This window comes from Erysipelatoclostridium sp. MSK.23.31 (genome assembly GCF_019125875.1).
In the GTDB taxonomy this organism is placed as follows: domain Bacteria; phylum Bacillota_I; class Bacilli_A; order Erysipelotrichales; family Coprobacillaceae; genus Thomasclavelia; species Thomasclavelia ramosa.
On sequence record NZ_JAHOCB010000008.1, the window covers coordinates 77,684 to 98,433 of the forward strand.

Here is a 20,750-nt window from a genome sequence, read left to right on the forward strand (position 1 = left end):
ATTCCTTCATTTAATTTCAGCTATTTGCTATCCATTTATGAGGAATCATTTTAATTCTTTTCAAATTGTTTTGAATCTTTCTTTACTTCAATCAGACGTTGTGTAAAAGGGTCAATAAAACTTAATGCTATACTATCCAAATAGTAAGATTCTTGATAAATCGAATCATAAAGTGTATCCCCAACTAACGGATGATTGATACTAGATAGGTGAACCCTAATTTGATGAGTTCTTCCTGTTTCTAAGATACACTCTATTTTACTCTGATTAGCACTTACCTCCAGTCCCCGATAATGGGTTACAGCAAATTTCCCAGCTGGATGAATCAGTCTTTTAACACTTTTTTTATCTTTAATAATTGGCGCTGTAATCGTTCCTTGTCCCGTCAATACTCCCTCTACTACACAGTGATAGACACGGCGTACCTGCTTGATATCTCTAGACAATAAATAATGAGCATAACTGTTTTTAGCTATCAACAATAATCCTTGGGTATCTTTATCCAATCGATTAACCAAATGAACAGTTGCCTTTATTCCCTGGCTTTGATAGTAATAAACAACTGCATTGGCTAAAGTATTTCGAGGATAACGCTTTGTAGGAATACTTGGTAATCCTGCCGGCTTATCAATTACTAAAAAATTTTCATCTTCATAGCAAATTTTTAAAGCTAGCGGATATGGTTCCATAGTACTAACTTCTTCAGGCCACAATAATTCAACAACATCACCGTACCGCAAACAATATCGTACCGTTTGACGCTGACCATTAACAAGAATCTTCCCATGCATTTTAATTAATTTAACAGCTTTTTTACTAAGCTCCTGTTGACTAAGAAATTCTCTTAACAACATTCCGCTTTCTTTCATTGCGACAATAAATTTCATTCGCTGATAAAAGCCCTTCTAATTCGTTGAATAAAAGACATTTCCTTATATTCTATAAACTTTACTACTTTCTTAGAAATTCTAATTTCAATTTTTTCAACATCATCAAGATGATAAGATAAGTGATCAATTCCCAAATAAACTCGATTAAAATGCTGTCCTTTTAACTTAATCACCTTATTTTCATCTAAAATTAAACTAGCACCCAAACTTCGATAAGCATTATGTTGTATAGCGGCGACTTCTGTCAGTTGCATTAAGGGACTTCCTGGATAAATAACAGCTCCACCAATTGACTTATTATAAGCCGTCGATCCTGATGGTGTAGAAACACAAAGACCATTTCCTCTAAATACTTCCAAAAGCTCATCATCAATATAGACATCAATTACTTGAGTTGTATACCCATGATCAATGCGCATCTCATTTAATGCTAAATATGTTTCTTTACCTGCTTTATGATACACATCAACTTCTAATAAATGTCGGGGCGTCATTTGATAATGATCAGCTTTTATAGCCGCAATCAATTCAGTAATTTCATCTTTTTGATAATCTGTAAAAAAACCAAGGGTTCCCGTATGAACACCTACAAAACTAACTTTTTGCTCCATATATTGATGCACTGACAAAAGCATTGTTCCATCACCACCAACACTAATAACCAAATCAGGATCATCGGGATTATATTCCATAATTCCGGTTAACCCTTTCTTAATTTTTTCAGCAATATTAGCAGACATTTCATCCTGTTTTACTACTAATGCATATTGTTTCATTGTTTTCACCAACCTTAGCGTATATACTATAGTATATACTAATGGAGGCTACTATGGAAGAAAACTTAGAAATAGAATTTAAAGTATTGATCGACAAAGAAATATACCAGCAAATCTATAACGATCACCACATCGACCATCAATATAGTCAAACTAATTACTATTTGATTCACCCTAAATTAACTGAATTAAAATATATGCTGCGAATCCGTCAAAAACAAGAGAATTATGAATTAACCTTAAAGCAACCACAATCATATGGAAATTTAGAAACTAATCTAAAGATTGACAAAATAACTAAAGAGAAAATCATTACTCACGATTTTGTTACTAATGAAATTTTTGACCTTCTAAAACCCCTTGGATTAGATAGTACGATGTTTAAAACAGACTGTGTACTTACTACTACACGTTGTGAAATTAAGACTACTGATGGCTTGATTTGTCTAGATCAAAGTCTTTATAACGGAATTACTGATTATGAATTAGAATACGAAGTATTTGATTATCATCATGGTAAACAAATATTTTTAGACTTTATTGGTCAATATAATTTAAAGTATTCTCGTAATTGTCCTAGCAAGGTAAAACGTTTAATGGATAGTTTAAAAGATGATTAAATAATCATCTTTTAAACTAGAACTAAAAAAGCAGCGTTTCATAACACTGCTATCTATCTTTAAAATAAGCCTCTTTAATTGAGCATGGTTCACTAATAAATTGTGGACAAACTTCACTACTTGGACATTCTGCTAATTTACGTAACTCACGAGGAATAAATACCCGGATTTCCTCTGCATTATAACCTACCTGGAATCTTCGCTCATCAATCATAATTGGGCGTTTTAAAACTGATGGATTTTCTTGAATAAACTTGATCAGCTCACTAATTGACATGCTATCAATGTCAATATCATTTTCCTTAATGATTTTACTTCGCTTAGAAATGATATCGTCTGTTCCATTTTCGCTTCGTTCCAATAGTTCTTTTAATTCAATTTCTCTAAGCAAGGTTGAAAAAATATTTTTTTCCACATAAGGAATATTATGTTCTTTCAGCCAAGACTTAACCTTTCGACATGATGCACAACTCGGTGCTGTGTAAATACGAATCATAATACCATCTCCCTTACTTCACTATTATACATTATTTTTATTATTTTTCTATCATTTTCGTTAATCATAGTAAAATAATATGCAAATCGAGGAACTTGGATTAATCAAGTTCCTCGATCATTTTAATTACCTCTATTTTTGAAAAACCTAGTTTCCTCATTTCTTCAATAAAAACTTTAACTTTATCAAGTGAAACATCTTTTTTTAATTCACTGATCAAATTACTGTCTTCACTGACAAAACGTCCTAAAGCTCGCCTGCTATAAATTATTCCCGTTCTTTCTAATTCACTTAAAGCTTTTTGAATTGTATTGGGATTAACTCCATATTCCAACGCTAGCTCTCTTACTGAAGCAAGCTTACTTCCCGGTAAATACTCACTGGCAAAAATCTCTTTTTTTATTTCTTCCATGACCTGAATATAAATTGGTAAATTAGGATCGAAGTCATTTTTCATTCTACCACCTACTCTACTTCAATTTTATGATCAATTAAATAAACAGTGAAGAAATAAAATGCTGTTGCTAATACTAAATTTAAAACAATGCTAAACCAAACAGAAGCAGTACTATCCAAACTCATTACAAAGCTCTCAATTGGCTGCCACATTAATAAGCTGCTTCCTAAAATTAAAAGTGCTACATAAACAATAATTCCAATAACAGTTTTGTGTTTAGGAATATATTTAGTCTTTGTTAATGTAATAATAGCATAAAATGATAATATCATTGAACTAACCATCGCAATTGAATCAATTAAATTTATTACTACTAAACCAAAATTATTACCTAAAGCCTTTAACAACTCACCAAATAAATCAAATAAAGTATTCAAAGGAACATTACCAATTAAAAATACAATAATTAATATTCCCAGTGATAAAACAATCGAACTAACAAACACCCAAATTAAACTACCTATAAATTTAGCCCCAACCAATTTTTCAGTACTTACAGGCAACGTCAAGGTTAAATAACCAGGTCGCTTATACATTGAACGATTAAAATTTGTAATAACATTGACCAAAACTGCAATTGATATACCTAACATTGCAAAAATCATCAATGAACTCAATACTTGACTAATAAAATCTGGCAACAACGGTGCCAAAACACATAAAATCAAAAATATTCCTAAAGTTAAAAAGTATTGACGATACGATTGAATCATCTCATATTTTAATAATTTTAACATCTAAATACCTCCCTAAAGGCTTCATCAATTGACTGTTTTCTTTCTAATCTTAAATCTTCTGTTGATTGATGCAAAACGATTTCACCATCTTTTAAAAACACGACATCATCAAAAATAGTTTCCAAATCACTGATTAAATGTGTTGAAATAAGTACCAGAGCATCTTCTTCATAATTATTCAAAATAACATCTAGAATAACTTCACGAGCAGCTGGATCAACACCAGCTATCGGTTCATCAAGAATATATAATTTAGCTTTGCGTGACATCACCAATGATAGTTGGAATTTTTCTTTCATTCCTTTAGACATCTCTTTAATTTTCATTCCCTTATCTAATTTAAAACGATTCATCAGAGTCAAACAATTTTCTTTATCAAAATCTTCATATAAATCACTGAAAATACTTAAGACATCTTTAATATACATCCAATCTTGAAAATAATTCTCATCCGGTAAATATGAAATAATTTTTCGTGAATCAATTCCTACATTTTTCCCATCGACTAATACTTCACCTTCATAATCTTTCAATAACCCATTAATAATTTTAATCAATGTTGTTTTTCCTGATCCATTAGGACCTAATAAACCAATTATTTTACCAGATTCTAATGTCATCGAAACATTGTTTAAAGCCTTAAAATGATGATATTTTTTGGTTACATTAGTAATCTTTAATAGTTCACTCATAACTCTCCTCCTACTGTATTAATACACTAATACAGTAACACGAATTTATAGTATTGTCAATACAATTATTCTTATGACTCAAAACAAAATAAAAAGATTTTTCTAGTTATTTACATAGAAAAATCTTTTTATTTATTTTTTCACAAATTCATTATAAAGAAGTTCATGAATAAAAGAATATCCCTTTTCTAATTTTTTCTTTAGATGAAGATATTTACCAATACTTTTATCATCATTGATTTCCAACTGTTTACAAACATTTAGAAATTTATCATAGTCTTCAACATATAATTGATCAACCATGTTTTCAACATATTGTTTTTTAATTCGTTCATTGCGTGTTAAGCCATATTCTTTGATTAAACCCTCATCATACATGTGATAATTGATCTTTACTATCGGTAATTTTTTTAATTCATGATTAATTAATGTTCGCTGTTTCATCATCGTTAATGAACGATAAACTAATTTACCATTATTATTTATTTCTACGACTACACTATATTTCCCATCACCAACAATAAAGATGTTATTAAAATATTGACTATCATAAATATTGATACAGCCATAAATAAAATCATGCAAAGTCTTCTCATCAACATGATAAATATCTACTCTTGAAATGATTTCTAGATCATCATCTTCATCCCATTCATATGGTTCTAATAATTCTTCATCTTCTTTAACCCAGTTTACAATTATATCTTTCATATCTTCCTCCCATATAAATATATGATTATTTTATAAAATCATGTTTTTAGTATATTTTTATTTTTAATTAATATATAATGATTCCTGAGGTGAAAACATGGAATTAATTAAAAATATCATCATTTATGGTATTCTTGGAGCGATTCAAGGTTTTAGTGAACCAATTCCCATATCAAGTAGCGGCCATTTAGTTATTTTTCAAAGTATTTTTGAAAAAATGGGACTAATGGTTCCTCAAATGAACGATGTTACTTTTGAAGTAATCGTCAATACTGGATCACTACTCGCGATTATGTATTATTATCGCCACGATATTGTTAGATTATTCACAGCTTTCTTTGGCTATATTCGAAAACCAAAAAAAAGAAACTATTACGAAGGTGATTTTAGATACTGTATTTTATTGATTGTTGCAACTATTCCGGCAGCAATTGGAGGATATTTATTTAATGATAAAATTGAAGCAGCTTTTTCTAACCCTAAATTAGTTGGATGCATGTTACTGGTTACAGCGATTTTCTTATTATCAATCCATAAATTTGGCTACAAAGGAAAACGGACAGCAAAAAAATTAAACTTATTCGACGCTTTAAGAATGGGGATTTTTCAGTTATTTGCATTACTTCCAGGAATCTCTCGTAGTGGTTCTACCCTAACAGGAGGAATGTTAGGGGGATTATCACAAAAGGCAGCTCGTGATTTTTCATTTTTTATGTTCATGCCTGTTAGTTTTGGAGCAATTATTTTAAAACTAAAAGACTTTTTAACATCCAGCACACTTGGTGCTTTATGGCTTCCTTATTTAGTTGCTTTTATTATAAGTGGAATCGTTACATATTTGGCTCTACACTTATTATTTAAATTACTAGATAAAAAGAAATTAAATGTCTTTTCTTTATATTGTTTAGTAGTTGGTATTTTAGCCGTATTATTTTTGTAAAACAGTTTAAAATGAAATGTCTCTCCATTAAAGTTCATTTCAAAAAACTGTTTTTTTACTATTAATTTTAATTATATCTGTAATATTCATTTCTTTACCATCAATTTTGATTATTTTTTTGTATAGATCAAAGGCTGTAAGTATATCCTTGAGAATTGCATAATTATCTTGAGCATAATAAGCAGTTTCGATCATTTATTCACTTCTAAGCTACCTAATCTTCCAGTCCAACTCTTCTATTGCATCAAGAGCAAGCTTTTTCGTTCGATAATGACCCACAATTTAGCCCTGAACAATTCTTTAAATCCTTTTAGTGGATCATAAGATAAAATTATTTTACACGTTCGGCCTTTTCATCACATTGAACTATTCTCTTTCCAACATGCTAAAAACCAGTTAATAGCTGATGATGAAGTTACAATAAAAAAATACCATTGATTTACTTTAATCACAAGTAATTCGATGGTTATTGATAAATACTTTGATCCTCACCAAATCCTAGAATTACCAATAAAGATAATTGGCAAAGTTATTTTTACTAAAAACTATTATTAAGTAAGAATTCCATCTCTCACTTTTTAATTTGAACAATTGCACAAGCTCCATTTTCGTTATTTAATAATTTTAGAATACCGCCATGTTTTTCACAAAGGATCTTACTAATCGATAATCCAATTCCAAAACTTCCTTTATTAGTCTGTGATGAATAAAATAATGTAGTTGCATTTTCTAAATCCTTTTTACTAAAACCCGGCCCATCATCCTGAATAACAAATTCAAGATAACCCACAGTTTCCATAATCGTTAACTTAACCCCATTATTAGCAAAGCGGAAAGCGTTATTTAACAAATTTTCTAATATTTTAAAAATAATCTGTTTATCAAGATATAATTGTTTAGACACTATTTTTGCTTCTAATACTAAATCTTTATGATTATTCTTAGCGATAATCATAAAATCATTATTAATTTCTTCTAGAAAATCTTTGCCGACAACCATTGTCTTACTAATTTCAATATCTTCTATCTTTTGGATATCTTGAATACATTCAACATAACGCTCTAAACGAGCTGATGAATGAGCCATACTTTTTAAGGTCGTTAATAAAACATCATCAGATACTCTCTTTTCTGGAAAATTTTTTAATAAATAATCAAGGTATCCCTTCAATACTGTAATCGGGGTTCTTAAATCATGTGATACTGATGCCGTTAAAGCTTTTCGCTGATCTAAAAGTTCCCATACTTTTTGGTTATTTTCAATCAGTTCATTACGCATTACCTCTAAAGTACTACATAACCGACCTAATTCATCATTAGAATTATAAGTTATTTGAAAATCAAGATTATTATTGGTTAAATTAGCGATTCCTATATTTAATTGTTCAATCGGCAACGCCAGTTTTAAACGATAGTATATCTTTACAATAAAGATTGTCCCTAAAACAAGATATAATGTTGGTAATGCGATCATCGCTACTGTCGCACTAAGATAAATAAATTTATCTTGATTAGCCAATTCACTATACTGATACTCATCATTTGAGGGCGAGATTTCATACGTACCTGTAATATTTTCACTAATAATAGCGGTATCTACTGCAATATGAATAGTCCGATTATCAAGAATCATTTGTCGTAATGATGAAGTCAACAAAACTGTTGTAGAAGACAAAATAATAATTAAAAATAAAGCTACACTTAATATTAATAATAATGATTTTTTTAAAGACATGTTATAAAATTGCTGTTTTATTTTTTCCATCGATACCCTACGCCCCACACTGTTTCTAAGTATTCATTTTCACTATACCGGGATAATTTCATTCGGATTTTACGAATATGTTCTTTAATTACAGCACTATCACCATTAGCTTCAAAGCCCCATACTACTTCATAAATTTTTTCACGATCAAATATTTGACCAGCATTCATAGATAATAATTTAATAATTTCAAACTCCTTATTAGAAAAATCAATTTTTTTATTTTTAATAATTACGGTTCTTTGACTATAATCAATAATCAGTTCCCTAGTAAAATGTCCTCGTGATTTATGGGAGCTGCGTTTTTCACGACGTAAATGAGCTTGAACTCTTGCGAAAAGTTCATCCATCGAAAATGGTTTTGTAATATAATCATCGCCTCCCAGCATTAAACCATTGATCATATCCCGACTAGAAATTCGCGCTGTTAAAAATATAATCGGGCAATTCACATGTTCCCGAATCATCGTACATAATTCTAAACCATTCATCTCCGGCATATTGATATCTAATAAAATAAGGTCAGGTAAAACTGATAATTGTTTTAAAGCTTCATTAGCATCATTAGCTAAATAAACTAAATATCCTTCAGATTGAAATTGTAATGCCAGCATTTCTAAAATGTCTCTTTCATCATCAATCATAAGAATCTTATACATTGTTTTTTCCCCCTATAGTTATTTTTATTATACTTAAGTTTGTCAATTTTTGGTCAACTTCATAAAAAAACTTAAGTATTATGCATCAACCTGCAATCGTTAGATTTTTAAGGTTCAATACAATAACTTAAGCTCTTTTATAATTATTTAGTTGCAATAACTTCTACTTCAATTAAAGCCCCTTTAGGTAATTTAGCTACTTCTACAGCACTACGAGCTGGGAATGGTTCAACAAAATATTGAGCATAAATGTCATTTACAGTAACAAAATCATCCATATTATCTAAAAATACAGTTGTTTTAATAACATTTGCAAATGTTAAACCTTGGCTTTCTAATAATCCTTGAACATTCTTTAATGATTGATGAGCTTGTGCTTCAATCCCTTCAGGCATTTCCCCTGTTTCTGGTACTAATGGAATTTGTCCTGAAAAGAAATACATATCACCAACATTAATTCCTTGGCTATATGGCCCGATAGCTCCAGGTGCTTTATCTGTTTTTACTACATTTTTCATCTTTAATATCCTCCTTAAATCATTATAAACAAATAATCACTATTTTTAAAGTTTTATTAATTAAAATATTGCCATTTTTATCACTGTGATAATTTATTATTGACTTATTACAATTCTTTGCTATAATGTTGACAATACAAAAGGAGGATAGCACGACTATGAAATATACATTTGCAGCTAGATTTAATAACATTACTCCAAGTGGTATTCGCGCTGTACTAGAAAAAGCAGCGGGACCCGATATGATCAACTTCTCACCGGGCTTTCCTGATAACGATGCTTTTCCAGCTAATGATATTCAAAAGATTTCACAAGATGTTCTTAAGGAAGATATTTATACTATCTTGCAATATTCCAGAGGTACCACTTATCCACCATTAAAAAAGGCATTAAAAGCTTTCTTTAATCGTCAAGAAAAAATTTTTACAGAAAATGATGATCTAATGGTTACTTCCGGCTCAGGAGAAGGACTGGAAATGGCTGCCAAAGTATTTTTAAACCCAGGAGAAAGTATCATTGTCGAAGATCCTACATTTGTCGGAGCGCTGAATGGATTTATTAGCAATGATGCTAAACTGCTTGGTGTGCCTGTTGAAAGTGATGGAATGAATTTAGGATTATTAGAAGAAGCAATGCAAAGCACTCCTGCCCCCAAACTACTATATATTATTCCTACTTTCCAAAATCCTACCTGTATCACTACTTCACTAGAAAAAAGAAGAGCTATATATGACTTATGTTTAAAGTATAATATCATCATTCTTGAAGATAATCCATATGGCACATTGCGTTTTAAAGGTAAAACCATCCCGACTTTAAAATCAATCGATACTGAAGGAATCGTTGTTTACTGTGCAAGCCTATCAAAAATCATTTCTCCGGGTATCCGGCTTGGAACAATAATTGCGAATAAAGAAATTATTGATAAATTTAATATTCTTAAAGGGGCTAGTGCTGGAGCCGTAACTAATTGGTCACAACATGTAATTGCACGCTTTTTAGAAACAGTTGATATGGATAAGCATCTTACTCATTTACAATCTGTATATGGCAAGAAAAGTACATTTATGGTTGAAATGATGAAAAAAACTTTTCATCCTGATGTAAAATTCACTACCCCAGAAGGTGGTATGTTCGTATGGTTTGAACTTCCAAAATATGCTGATGCTAGGACTTTTTTGAATAGAGCTACCACTATGCATATCGCAATTGTAAATGAGGAAACTTTTGCCGTTAACAGACGTGATAAAATGAATGGTTTTAGATTATCTTTTACTAGTGCAACAATGGAGCAAATAGAAACAGGTATTGCTAAGTTAGGTAAACTAACATATGAATTATGTAAATAAATCCACTGATTGGTGGATTTTTATTTGTTCGCGCGTATAATTGAAATGAGGTGACTAAAAATGAAACGTGGATTAGTTTTAGCAGGCGGAGGTTCTAAGGGAGCTTATCAAGCCGGCTGTATTAAAGCATTAAAAGAATTGGGCTATGATTTTGATCTAGTAACCGGAACTTCGATTGGAGCTCTCAATGGCCTATTAGTCGTTCAAGAAGATTATAACACTCTTTATCGATTATGGGATGAAATCACAATTAGTGAAGTTTTAGAGGATCCTGTCAATTTTAATTTTTCAATTGACTCAATGCTTTCACAAACCAATTTAATCAAACCTTTTTTTAAATCATATATCAATGAAAAAGGTGCTGATATCACTCCTTTAAAAAACATTCTCCATGCTCTTTATAATGAAGAAAAAGCCTTTAATAATAAAATAGATTATGGTGTTGTAGCTGTAAAATATCCTAAATTGACTCCTATCGAAATAACCAAAGAAGAAATGAAGCCTGTACCAGCCATTGAATATGCAATTGCTTCAGCTTCATGTTTTCCCGCTTTTCCAGTGCATCATATTGATAAACAAGGTTATATCGATGGTGGTTATTATGATAATCTTCCTATTTCGCTAGCGTTAAAAATGGGTGCTGATAAAATTATTGCAATTGAATTAAATCAAGATGCTACTCATGATTATTTCCTCGATCGTCCTGATATCATATTTATTCGTCCTAGCTATGATCTTGGCGGATTTCTTGATTTTGGTCGCGAAATTCTTGATTGGCGGATTAAACTTGGCTATCACGATACTTTAAAAAAATTTAACCAGCTAAAAGGCTATCGTTATAACTTTAAAAATTTTGAAATCAATCACGAATTAGCCCATAAATTCTATCGTTTAATTTTAAACTATGAAGATAGCATAAATAAAAATGTTGTTAGTAAAACAATTACCAGCAGTTCAACTCCCTTGAGTGATCTGCTAAAGAATAATACTTATTTAAAGGAACTAACAACCGAAGATTACTTTGTTCGAGCGGTTGAAATCACTATGGATCATTATCACTATCAAAGTGATCTTCTTTATGATCTAAATGAAGTGTGTCACGAAATATTTAACACTTTTAAAGAAGAATATCAGGAACGCTATGATATTTTAGAAAAACGGTTTGTCGACATACCTATTAAAGAACTCTTCTCCAAAATAAAAAAATTAAGCAGTAAAGATGCTATTTGTGCTTTTTATCACTCATTAAATAATAACGAAGAAATCGAAACAACTTTAATTAGTAATATTTTTTTAGAAGAATATTTAATCGCTTTACTACTATATACGCTTGTATAATTAACTAAAATTTGCTAGAATCCTCCTAGGAGGAATTAGTTTGAATCTCAAAGTAAAAAATATGATATATTGTTCAATGTTTGCATGTATCACTGCAATCTTGGCACAAATTCGATTTACCTTACCAAGTCTAGTCCCAATCACTTTACAAACACTCGGGATTTATTTAATTGGTCTGGTGTTAAAACCTAAAATAGCTTTCATTAGTTCCTTGATATATATTTTAATGGGAGCCATCGGCCTGCCTGTCTATAGCGGCTTTAGTGCCGGTTTAAGTACTATATTAGGACCAACTGGTGGCTATATATTTAGTTTTCCAATTACAGCTTTAATAATCAGTTACCTTGTCCATTATCGAAGTACCACTATTTTTAAGTTTGGCGCTTTAATACTCGGAACAATAATTTGTTATTTAATTGGAACTTTATGGTTTATGTATATAATGAAGATGAGTTTTAGTGCTTCATTAATTATTTGCGTCCTGCCTTTTTTACCTGGTGATGTACTTAAAATCTTTATCGCAGCAGCCTTAACAAATAAATTTAAGAATATAATAAAAGATTAGGGAATTTGCTTTCCTAATCTTTTTTTCATTTTATGCTTTTGTTTCTTTTCCTAAACGTTTATACGTTTGATAAAATAATGTAGCTGTAACACTAACTGCAATCGTATCAGCGATTGGCTCTGCTAAAAATACTGCAAATGCTTGATTTTCTATAAACATTGGTAAAATAAAAATCAATGGTATTAAAACTAAAACCTTTCTTAGAACGGCTAAAAATACTGATGTTTTAGCATTTCCAATAGCAATGAAAGTTTGTTGACAAGCAATCTGAATTCCAAAAATTCCTGAAGCGGCCATATAAATACGAATCGCCCAACGTGTATACGTCGCCAGTTCTCCATGACTTGTGAAAATATAAATAAAAGTATCTGGTATAAACATCGCTACTGCCCATAAGAGCATTGAATAAGATAATGAGATTTTTAATAAAAGTTTAAAAGCGCGCTTTACTCGATCAATATTTTCAGCACCATAATTAAAACTAATAATTGGCTGAGCTCCTTGAGTAAGCCCTTGTAACGGTAACATTGAAAACTGCATCACGCTAGTCAAAATAGTCATTGAACCTACCGCGATATCTCCACCATATTTTAATAATGAAGTATTAAAACATACTGAGATGACACTTTCTGTAAACTGCATAATAAACGGTGATAGCCCTAATGCTAAACATGGTAAGATGACTTGAAAATCTAATTTTAAATTATCTAATTTTATTCTTAAGCCGCTACGCTTACTTGTTAAAAAATAAACAACAAAGATAGAAGATATCGCTTGAGAAATAATAGTTGCTAAAGCAGCACCCTTTACCCCCATTGACATACTAAAAATAAAAATTGGATCAAGCACAATATTGCATAAAGCTCCAATTGCAACTGTAATCATCCCAATCTTAGCATACCCTTGAGCATTAATAAACGCATTTAACCCCAAAGCCAATTGAACAAAAATTGTACCTAAGGCATAAATTCTCATATAATCAAGCGCATAACCAATAGTTGCTTCACTAGCTCCAAAGACCATTAAAATCGGTTCACCCCAGATTAAAAAAACAGCTGTCAAGATAATTGCCATAATTACTAACATCACAGTACAGTTACCAAGAATCTTTTCAGCTTTTGGGTGTTCACCACGGCCTAACATGATTGATGCTCGGGGAGCACCTCCCATACTAACTAAAGCGGCAAATGCTGAAATAGCCATAATAACAGGCATTGTTACTCCAACCCCCGTTAATGCACTAGGCCCTACTTTGGGGATATGTCCAATATACATGCGGTCAACCATATTATATAACACATTTATTATTTGTGCTAAAATAGCGGGTAAAGCTAATTTTAATAATAATGGACCTAAGCTATCTTTACCTAAATCAGCCTCTTTTTTCTTTTTCACTTTAATTACTCCCTTCATCTATTTTAAATATCCAATGAGTAATTATAACAAATTTCAAAGATAATTCAATTCTTTAAAAGATTATCTAATTTACATCATTTTAAATACTCATTCATATATCAACATATTGATATATATTTTTTCAATTATTAAAAAACTTGGCAGAATTATCATTTCTTTTTTATTCATATTCTCTTTGATAATAATAATATTTGTATAACTTGTTGAATTAAGCTATTTTGGCTTAATCAACAAAAAATCATACTTATAATTTATAAGAAATCATTGATTTATGAAATTTTGCTAAACATTATAAATCTTATTCATAATTTTGTTTCAATAAAAAGATGATAAAAAATAAGAACCATGGGGTAATGGTTCTTATTTCTTTACATCTCTAAATGAGATTACTTCTATTTCATTATCACGAAGCCACTGTTTTAACTTTTCACTTGTTACGAGTGAATAATCATATAATCTTTCTTTTAACATCGAAGAAGTAGTCGCCACATCATAATCAATAAAACCAGGATGTGTTACTAAAATATTCAAACCTTCTTTAATTTGATAATAACCATCAATGAACATATTTTCAAAGTCATGATCATGTTCTTCATAATAATCATATTGTTTCATTGTCTGATCAATAATCCCCTGCTCCAAGTCCATTCCGTAATAACATACTGGAACATTATATTCATGATAAATTCTTACCACTGCATTAATCAATGGTTCTACTTCTAAAACGTGTAAATCAATGTACTCAGGCAATTGGCCAACTAATTCAATATATTTTTCAATTTGATACTTAGCTTCGATGTAAGCATCTTCCTCACTAAATAATGGTTCATTATTTTTTATTTGTGCTCGACGAATCGTACTCGATAAAAATATCCCGTGTTCATCAACTAGACTAGGAATCATCTCTTTTGGTGCTAATGCATATCCATTAGTTACATTAACATGTAATCCTAAACACAGATTTGGACACTGCTTTGCTAATTTAATTGCTTCTTTTGCATACGGCATATTAACCATCAAAGCAACACTATTTACCAATCCCTTTCGATGTGCTGAAATCATCCCCAATGTCACTGCTTCGCTATATCCTAAATCATCACCACGTATCAATAACTGCTTTACCATAATTATCCTCTTTTCTATATTTTATATAATTATACTATACCAAATAAATAGTCTATACAATTTATTTTTTCATATTCATGAAACATTTATGATAGTGCTTATATTTGCGGTATAATAAAAGATAACTAAGGGAGGACAACACACTATATGAAAGATCGTTTTAGTTTATCATTTAAAGCTTTTTATTTAATCTATTTGGGCGCGATTGGCTCTTTTATTCCCTACATTAATACTTATTTAGAAAAAAATTCCGGCTTAAGCGGTTCACAAATTGGCTTAATTACAGCCATCAGTCTTGTTTTAGGGGTATGCGTGATTCCTATTTGGGGGGTCGTTGGTGATAAGACCAGAAAATATAGTGCACTATTAAAGTTATCAATTATGGCTGCACTAGTAGTACTTTACTTCTATTATAAAGCCGCTGTTTATCCTGCTATCGTAGTTTGTGCAATCGCACTTGAAGTATCACGACTAGGAACAATGCCGATGGCCGACACGCTGGCAACTAATTACTGCCATAAAACTGGTGGTAACTATGGTTCTATTAGAGGAATGGGCTCATTAGGGTATATGCTGGCAGGAATGGCTGTAGGATTTTTAGCTGATCTTTTTGGTCTTGATGGAGCAATGTTTGCAACATATGCCGTTTTATTAATCTTGGCTTTCTCGATTTCCTTCGGCTTTCCTAAAGATGATGGAAAGAAAGAAGATGGTGAAGAAGTTAAAGTAAAAAAAGGGAGTTTTAAAGAACTTCTAACTAATAAAAACTTCTTATTTATTCTATTTTTACAACTATTAATGTCAACAGTTGTCGATTCTGCTATGACATATGGCGGAAATCACTTAACTGTTACTTTAAATAGTGGTGCCTCAGCAATAAGCTGGATGACTTTTGCAACAGTTTTACCCGAAGTCGCATTCTTGATGATTGCAATCAAAGTTCTTAATAAAACCGGCTTTAAAAAATTCTATTTGATTGCCTGTGTATCAATGATGCTTCGCTTTGGGGTATATGCTTTTATTCCCAATCAATATGCTTTTTTAGCAATAAGCATCGTACATTGCATCGGCGTTGCCATCGCAACTGTAGCAAGTTTAACCTATATTCGAAATTCCGTTGATCCCGCAGTTTTAGGAACCGCTATTACATTACTTAATGCGACACTATCAATTGGTAAAGCCATTTATGGTTACATTTTTGGAGTAGTTTATGAAATTTGGGGAAGTTTTATAATGTTCGGAATTTGTTTGATTCCTTTTGTCATTGCTTTCTTAATGATTTCTCGTTCTCATTGTTTTGATGAAATCGATAAACATAAAGGTCATATTGCATAAGTTTATGGATAGATAGTTATATGCTATCTATCCATTTTTAGATTAAATTAAAATATTTTCTTTTAAATAATATAATTTATATTATAATGATATTCATGGAGAAGTTTATGAAGAATATCACAAAAATGTTTTTATTTATATTATCGTTCTACTTAGTCTTAGGTTCCCTTTGGATTGGAAAAGATGTTATCATTCATTATCAAAATATTGATGGTTTACCAATCCTAGGTTATCATGGTGTCCTCGAAGATAAAGATAAAGAAAAATACTTTGCTAATTATCCATACTGTATGTCATTGAGTGAATTTGAAGCTCAGATGAAGTATTTAAATCAAAATAATTATCATACCTTAACAATGGATGAAATCAACGATTATTATCAAAATCATACACCACTACCCAAAAAAAGTGTTGCTCTTACCTTTGATGATGGCTTATTAAACTTTAAAACAGTTGTTAAACCTATTTTAGAAAAATATAATTTTAAAGCTACTTGTTTTGTTATTGGCTATAAAACTACAGTAAAAAATAGCCAAAACCCTTATAAGCATCAATACTTAAGAAAAAGTGATTTAGTAAATGACGAATATGTTGAATACTATTCACATTCTTATAATCTTCATCATAACACTAAATATCCTAATACCAAACTAATTGAAACATTATCCACACAAGAAATAATCAATGATTTTAAACAAAATGAAAATATTGTTTCTAGCAAATACTTTGCCTTTCCATATGGTCGAACATGTGACAATGCTAATGAAGCATTGATAAAAGCTAATGTTTCATTAGCTTTTGGTTATAACCAAAATAGAACGATGACCTATCATGATGATAAGTACTTGTTACCACGATATCTAATGTTTAGTAAAATGCCAATGTTCTATTTTAAATGGATCGTTGAATAAAAAATGACAAGGACTGTTTGTTCTTGTCATTTTTATAATTATTATAAGACTTTTCCATTACTAGCAATAACCTTTTGATACCAATAAAAACTATCTTTTAAATATCTCTTTCCACTTCCATTTCCATAATCATCGTAGTCAACATAAATGTAACCATATCGCTTATTCATCTCTGAAGTACCTGCACTTATCATATCAATTGGTGACCAGCTCAAATATCCTAAGCATATGACTCCATCCAACTCAATTGCCTTCTTTAACTCATTAATATGTTTTTGAAGATACTTAATTCGATATTCATCATGAATCTGATTGTCTACAGTCAAAATATCATTAGCACCAAAACCATTTTCACTAATCAAAATAGGTAAATTATAACGGTAGTATATCTCATTCATTGTAATTCTTAAACCAATTGGATCAATAGCCCAACCCCAATCTGATTTTTCCAAATATGGATTTTCAACACCACCTTTTAAATTACCTTCCCCTACTTTTCTAGCAGGGTCATGAGATGCTACTAATGATAAATAATAACTAAAAGATATGTAATCAACTGTATTATTTTTGATTATGTCTAATTCTTCTTTTGAGAAATTTAAATGAATATCTCTTTTTTCTAAATTTTTTAAATACCAGTTAGGATAATTCCCATTAGCCTGAACATCTGCGTATAAATAATATTCTTGATTTGCTCTCATTGCTTTAAGAATATCATGCGGATCACAGCTTGCTGGATAAGTTGTAAATGAAGCGATCATACAACCCATTTTAGCAGTTTTATCAATTCTTTTTAGCTCTCTAGTTACTAATGCACTTGCTAAAAACTGGTTATACAGTCCCTGATGCACTTGTGTTTCATATAATCGATCTTGACTAAAGGGAATTGCTGAACCTTTAAATGGTATTTCTAATGCCGCATTGATCTCGTTAAATGACATCCAATATTTTATTCGTCCTTTAAAATGTGTAAAAACTGTATAACAATATGTTTGAAAAAATTTAATGACTTCTTTATTACACCAGCCACCATATTCAGTCGCAATAACTAGTGGTGTTTCAAAGTGAGATAAAGTTATAATTGGTTCAATTTTATATTTAAGTAATTCATTAATAATATTGTCATAAAATTTCAGTCCTGCTTTATTGGGTTCTTTCTCGTCCCCTCGTGGGAAAATTCTCGACCAGCTAAATGACATTCTAAAAGCTTTAATTCCCATTTTAGCCAGTAAAGCAATATCCTCTTGATAATGATGATAAAAATCATTCCCCCTTCTTTTAGGAAAATTATTACTTTTATTTTCTCTAAGTTTTTTAATTTCTTCAATGGTTAATTCCTTTTTAGCTAAATGACGCTCCTTCTTTTCATAAAACATAAAAACATCAGCTATTGACATTCCACGCCCATCAAGGTCATATCCACCTTCCATTTGATTGGCAGCACTTGCACCACCCCACAGAAAATCTTTATCTAATTCACACACACCGAACATCCTTTCCTTTCTCTATTATTGATTTATGATATCTTACTCCAATCGCAAAATATCATCATTATTTACTACTGTATTCATATTTAACAGCTCAACTTTATTATAATGATTAGTATTTGTTACAATAACAATAATAGTTGGATCATATCCCGCATGGTTGATTTCATCAATGTTAAAATCTAGTAATAATTGTCCTTTCTTGACCATATCACCTTCTTTTACAAAAGCATGAAAACCTTTTCCCTCCATTTTAACTGTATCAATTCCTACATGTAATAATATTTCTGCTCCTAATATTGACCTTAACCCAATTGCATGATTAGTCGGAAATACAGCAACGATCTTAGCATCACAGGGAGCATATAATTTCCCTTCATCAGGAATAATAGCAACCCCATTTCCTAATGCTAACGAACTAAAAGTACTGTCATTTACTATTTCTAACGGCAATACTTTACCAGTCCCTACAGCACCTAATATCTCGGTATCAACCTCAAGCAGTTGATCAGTTTCCTTGATTACATCATCATTTTTTTCAACAAATTCATCTTTCCAAAATAATAATACTAATACTAAAGTTCCAATAAATGAAATTAATAAACCGGCAATATACCATACAAACCCATGTTCAGCAAACAATGGTAATGATAAAATTCCACCTGCTGGCAACCCCGTCGTATAGCATCCAGCCCCACCAACAACTGCACCCCCGAAACCACTCATTAGACATGCCATGAAAAAAGCTTTTTTAGCCTTCAAAGTAGTTCCATAAATCAGTGGTTCTGTAATTCCTAAAACTGAGGGAATTACATTTGCTGCTGCAACCGATTTAAAATTTTTATTTTTTGATTTAAAAGCAATCCCTAATGCAGCACCAGTTTGTGCAAATGCTGATGGCATCGTCATTGCTAACAATGCATCTCTACCAGTTGTTGCAAGATTATTTAAATTGACAGGAATAAATCCACGATGTAAACCAAAAATAACTAATGGCTGCCAACATGCACAAAATATAAATCCAAAAATAATCGGATTGAAACTATAAACTGCTAATAATCCATCTGTAAAAATATTTGTTAAAAATGTCACTACTGGTCCAATTGCTAATAATGATAATGGGGCCATAATAACTAAATCAATCAATGGAGTAACAAAACTTCTAATTATTGAAGGCAGTCTATCACGAATCAGCCTATCCAATAATGATACAGCATATACTGCAACAATAATCGGTACTACAGAAGATGCATATTTAATTAAAATTACATCAAGTCCTAAGAAAGATAACTTTGCACCTTCACTAAAAGCTGTCAATAAGGTTGGATATAACATTGTTCCAGCTAAAGTGACTCCTATAAATTCATCTATTTTAAAGTAGCGTGATGCACTAATCGCTAAATAGAACGGCATAAAATACAAGATTGCATCTGCGGCAGCATATAAAATCATATATGTTCCACTTTCAGTTGTTAATATTCCCATACTAGTAAATATGGTTAACAATCCCCTCAATACACCTGCTCCTGCCATAACAGGAACAAATGGTGTAAATATGCCTGAAAATAATGCAAATATTTTATCCAATAATTTCTTATTTTTATTTGATTGTTCCTTTACAGTACTTATTTTAGCTGTTGCCAAGATTGCTTTATATACATCAGCAACATGGGTACCAATAACCACTTGACACTGTCCACCCGAAAATAACACTTGAAGAATTTCTGAACTATTTTCTAAGTTTACTTTATTTACTTTCTCCTCATCTTTTAATTCAAATCTTAACCTAGTAGCACAATGCTGTACTATATTTATATTTTTTTCGCCACCAACATTTTTTATAATAAATCTTGCTAATTTTTCATATTTCATTTTTTCTCCTCCTAATAAAATAACCTAGAATAAAACGGCTCTATACTAAAACTGGAGGGGAAATATATCCTGCTCCAGTTTTCTTATATTT

22 protein-coding genes are annotated in these 20,750 nt (G+C 30.9%); 7 read left to right on the forward strand and 15 right to left on the reverse strand.

Translation table 11 applies throughout. The annotated features are described in order from the left end of the window. Nucleotides 1-50 precede the first annotated feature (50 nt). On the reverse strand, nt 51-887 hold the full coding sequence (locus KSU54_RS05770) for an RluA family pseudouridine synthase (protein ID WP_054322666.1): 837 nt from the start codon (nt 885-887) through the stop codon (nt 51-53). Further along, nucleotides 884-1,666, reverse strand: coding sequence for an NAD kinase (locus tag KSU54_RS05775; protein WP_008792106.1), 783 nt, complete (start codon nt 1,664-1,666; stop codon nt 884-886). The genes KSU54_RS05770 and KSU54_RS05775 overlap by 4 nt, the downstream gene beginning before the upstream one ends. A gap of 53 nt (nt 1,667-1,719) precedes the next feature. Between KSU54_RS05775 and KSU54_RS05780 the strand changes: the two genes are divergently transcribed. Further along, nucleotides 1,720-2,286 carry a CYTH domain-containing protein gene (locus KSU54_RS05780; RefSeq protein ID WP_009299590.1) on the forward strand — a complete coding sequence of 189 codons (567 nt, stop codon included), beginning with the start codon at nt 1,720-1,722 and terminating at the stop codon, nt 2,284-2,286. Nucleotides 2,287-2,335: 49 nt separating this feature from the next. On the opposite strand, the gene spx is transcribed toward KSU54_RS05780, so the two are convergent. From spx to KSU54_RS05805, 5 genes are all read right to left on the reverse strand, one after another. Beyond that, nucleotides 2,336-2,782: a transcriptional regulator Spx gene (gene spx / locus KSU54_RS05785; RefSeq protein ID WP_003538576.1), complete on the reverse strand. Its 447-nt coding sequence runs from the start codon at nt 2,780-2,782 to the stop codon at nt 2,336-2,338. Between the two features lie 100 nt (nt 2,783-2,882). Continuing rightward, nucleotides 2,883-3,239 (reverse strand): GntR family transcriptional regulator, encoded by a 357-nt coding sequence (locus KSU54_RS05790; protein WP_003538578.1) that lies wholly within the window; start codon nt 3,237-3,239, stop codon nt 2,883-2,885. Nucleotides 3,240-3,247: 8 nt separating this feature from the next. Then, nucleotides 3,248-3,976 (reverse strand): ABC-2 transporter permease, encoded by a 729-nt coding sequence (locus tag KSU54_RS05795; protein ID WP_003538581.1) that lies wholly within the window; start codon nt 3,974-3,976, stop codon nt 3,248-3,250. After that, nucleotides 3,970-4,668 (reverse strand): ABC transporter ATP-binding protein, encoded by a 699-nt coding sequence (locus KSU54_RS05800; RefSeq protein ID WP_003538583.1) that lies wholly within the window; start codon nt 4,666-4,668, stop codon nt 3,970-3,972. Before KSU54_RS05800 ends, KSU54_RS05795 begins: the two co-directional genes overlap by 7 nt. Nucleotides 4,669-4,800: 132 nt before the next feature. Continuing rightward, entirely contained in the window at nt 4,801-5,379 is a 579-nt protein-coding gene (locus KSU54_RS05805) for a hypothetical protein (protein ID WP_003538585.1), read from the reverse strand. 97 nt (nt 5,380-5,476) lie between these two features. Here KSU54_RS05805 and KSU54_RS05810 point away from each other — a divergent pair, with 97 nt between their 5' ends. Next, the gene (locus KSU54_RS05810) at nt 5,477-6,319 is read left to right on the forward strand and encodes an undecaprenyl-diphosphate phosphatase (protein WP_003538586.1); all 843 of its coding nucleotides are present in this window, start codon (nt 5,477-5,479) and stop codon (nt 6,317-6,319) included. A 39-nt stretch (nt 6,320-6,358) separates the two neighbouring features. Here KSU54_RS05810 and KSU54_RS05815 read toward each other — a convergent pair whose 3' ends face one another. The 4 genes from KSU54_RS05815 to KSU54_RS05830 all read right to left on the reverse strand — a co-directional run bounded on the left by KSU54_RS05815 (nt 6,359) and on the right by KSU54_RS05830 (nt 9,261). Next, entirely contained in the window at nt 6,359-6,514 is a 156-nt protein-coding gene (locus KSU54_RS05815; RefSeq protein ID WP_009299588.1) for a hypothetical protein, read from the reverse strand. A gap of 376 nt (nt 6,515-6,890) precedes the next feature. After that, complete coding sequence (locus tag KSU54_RS05820; protein WP_117792020.1) at nt 6,891-8,084, reverse strand: HAMP domain-containing sensor histidine kinase; 1,194 nt, start codon at nt 8,082-8,084, stop codon at nt 6,891-6,893. Continuing rightward, entirely contained in the window at nt 8,072-8,743 is a 672-nt protein-coding gene (locus KSU54_RS05825; protein WP_003538593.1) for a response regulator transcription factor, read from the reverse strand. The genes KSU54_RS05820 and KSU54_RS05825 overlap by 13 nt, the downstream gene beginning before the upstream one ends. Before the next feature lie 143 nt (nt 8,744-8,886). Then, a complete protein-coding gene (locus KSU54_RS05830) occupies nt 8,887-9,261 on the reverse strand; it encodes a RidA family protein (protein WP_003538595.1) in 375 nt (124 codons plus the stop codon). A 158-nt stretch (nt 9,262-9,419) separates the two neighbouring features. Here KSU54_RS05830 and KSU54_RS05835 point away from each other — a divergent pair, with 158 nt between their 5' ends. The 3 genes from KSU54_RS05835 to KSU54_RS05845 are packed head-to-tail and all read left to right on the forward strand — an operon-like array spanning nt 9,420 to nt 12,513. Beyond that, nucleotides 9,420-10,610, forward strand: coding sequence for an aminotransferase-like domain-containing protein (locus KSU54_RS05835; protein ID WP_117792019.1), 1,191 nt, complete (start codon nt 9,420-9,422; stop codon nt 10,608-10,610). Nucleotides 10,611-10,670: 60 nt separating this feature from the next. Then, complete coding sequence (locus tag KSU54_RS05840; RefSeq protein WP_003538600.1) at nt 10,671-11,948, forward strand: patatin-like phospholipase family protein; 1,278 nt, start codon at nt 10,671-10,673, stop codon at nt 11,946-11,948. A 40-nt stretch (nt 11,949-11,988) separates the two neighbouring features. Next, nucleotides 11,989-12,513, forward strand: a complete 525-nt coding sequence (locus KSU54_RS05845) for a biotin transporter BioY (RefSeq protein ID WP_008792111.1) — start codon at nt 11,989-11,991, stop codon at nt 12,511-12,513. 30 nt (nt 12,514-12,543) lie between these two features. On the opposite strand, the gene KSU54_RS05850 is transcribed toward KSU54_RS05845, so the two are convergent. After that, nucleotides 12,544-13,926: an MATE family efflux transporter gene (locus tag KSU54_RS05850; RefSeq protein WP_003538604.1), complete on the reverse strand. Its 1,383-nt coding sequence runs from the start codon at nt 13,924-13,926 to the stop codon at nt 12,544-12,546. A 363-nt stretch (nt 13,927-14,289) separates the two neighbouring features. Then, nucleotides 14,290-15,054, reverse strand: coding sequence for a ChbG/HpnK family deacetylase (locus KSU54_RS05855; protein WP_003538605.1), 765 nt, complete (start codon nt 15,052-15,054; stop codon nt 14,290-14,292). Nucleotides 15,055-15,201: 147 nt separating this feature from the next. Between KSU54_RS05855 and KSU54_RS05860 the strand changes: the two genes are divergently transcribed. Continuing rightward, complete coding sequence (locus tag KSU54_RS05860) at nt 15,202-16,389, forward strand: MFS transporter (RefSeq protein ID WP_117792018.1); 1,188 nt, start codon at nt 15,202-15,204, stop codon at nt 16,387-16,389. Between the two features lie 107 nt (nt 16,390-16,496). Beyond that, nucleotides 16,497-17,300, forward strand: coding sequence for a polysaccharide deacetylase family protein (locus KSU54_RS05865; protein ID WP_008792113.1), 804 nt, complete (start codon nt 16,497-16,499; stop codon nt 17,298-17,300). 41 nt (nt 17,301-17,341) lie between these two features. Here the strand turns inward: KSU54_RS05865 and KSU54_RS05870 are convergent, their stop codons facing one another. Then, nucleotides 17,342-18,793: a glycoside hydrolase family 1 protein gene (locus KSU54_RS05870; RefSeq protein ID WP_226814517.1), complete on the reverse strand. Its 1,452-nt coding sequence runs from the start codon at nt 18,791-18,793 to the stop codon at nt 17,342-17,344. A 33-nt stretch (nt 18,794-18,826) separates the two neighbouring features. Beyond that, on the reverse strand, nt 18,827-20,659 hold the full coding sequence (locus KSU54_RS05875) for a beta-glucoside-specific PTS transporter subunit IIABC (protein WP_117792017.1): 1,833 nt from the start codon (nt 20,657-20,659) through the stop codon (nt 18,827-18,829). Between the last annotated feature and the right edge of the window lie 91 nt (nt 20,660-20,750).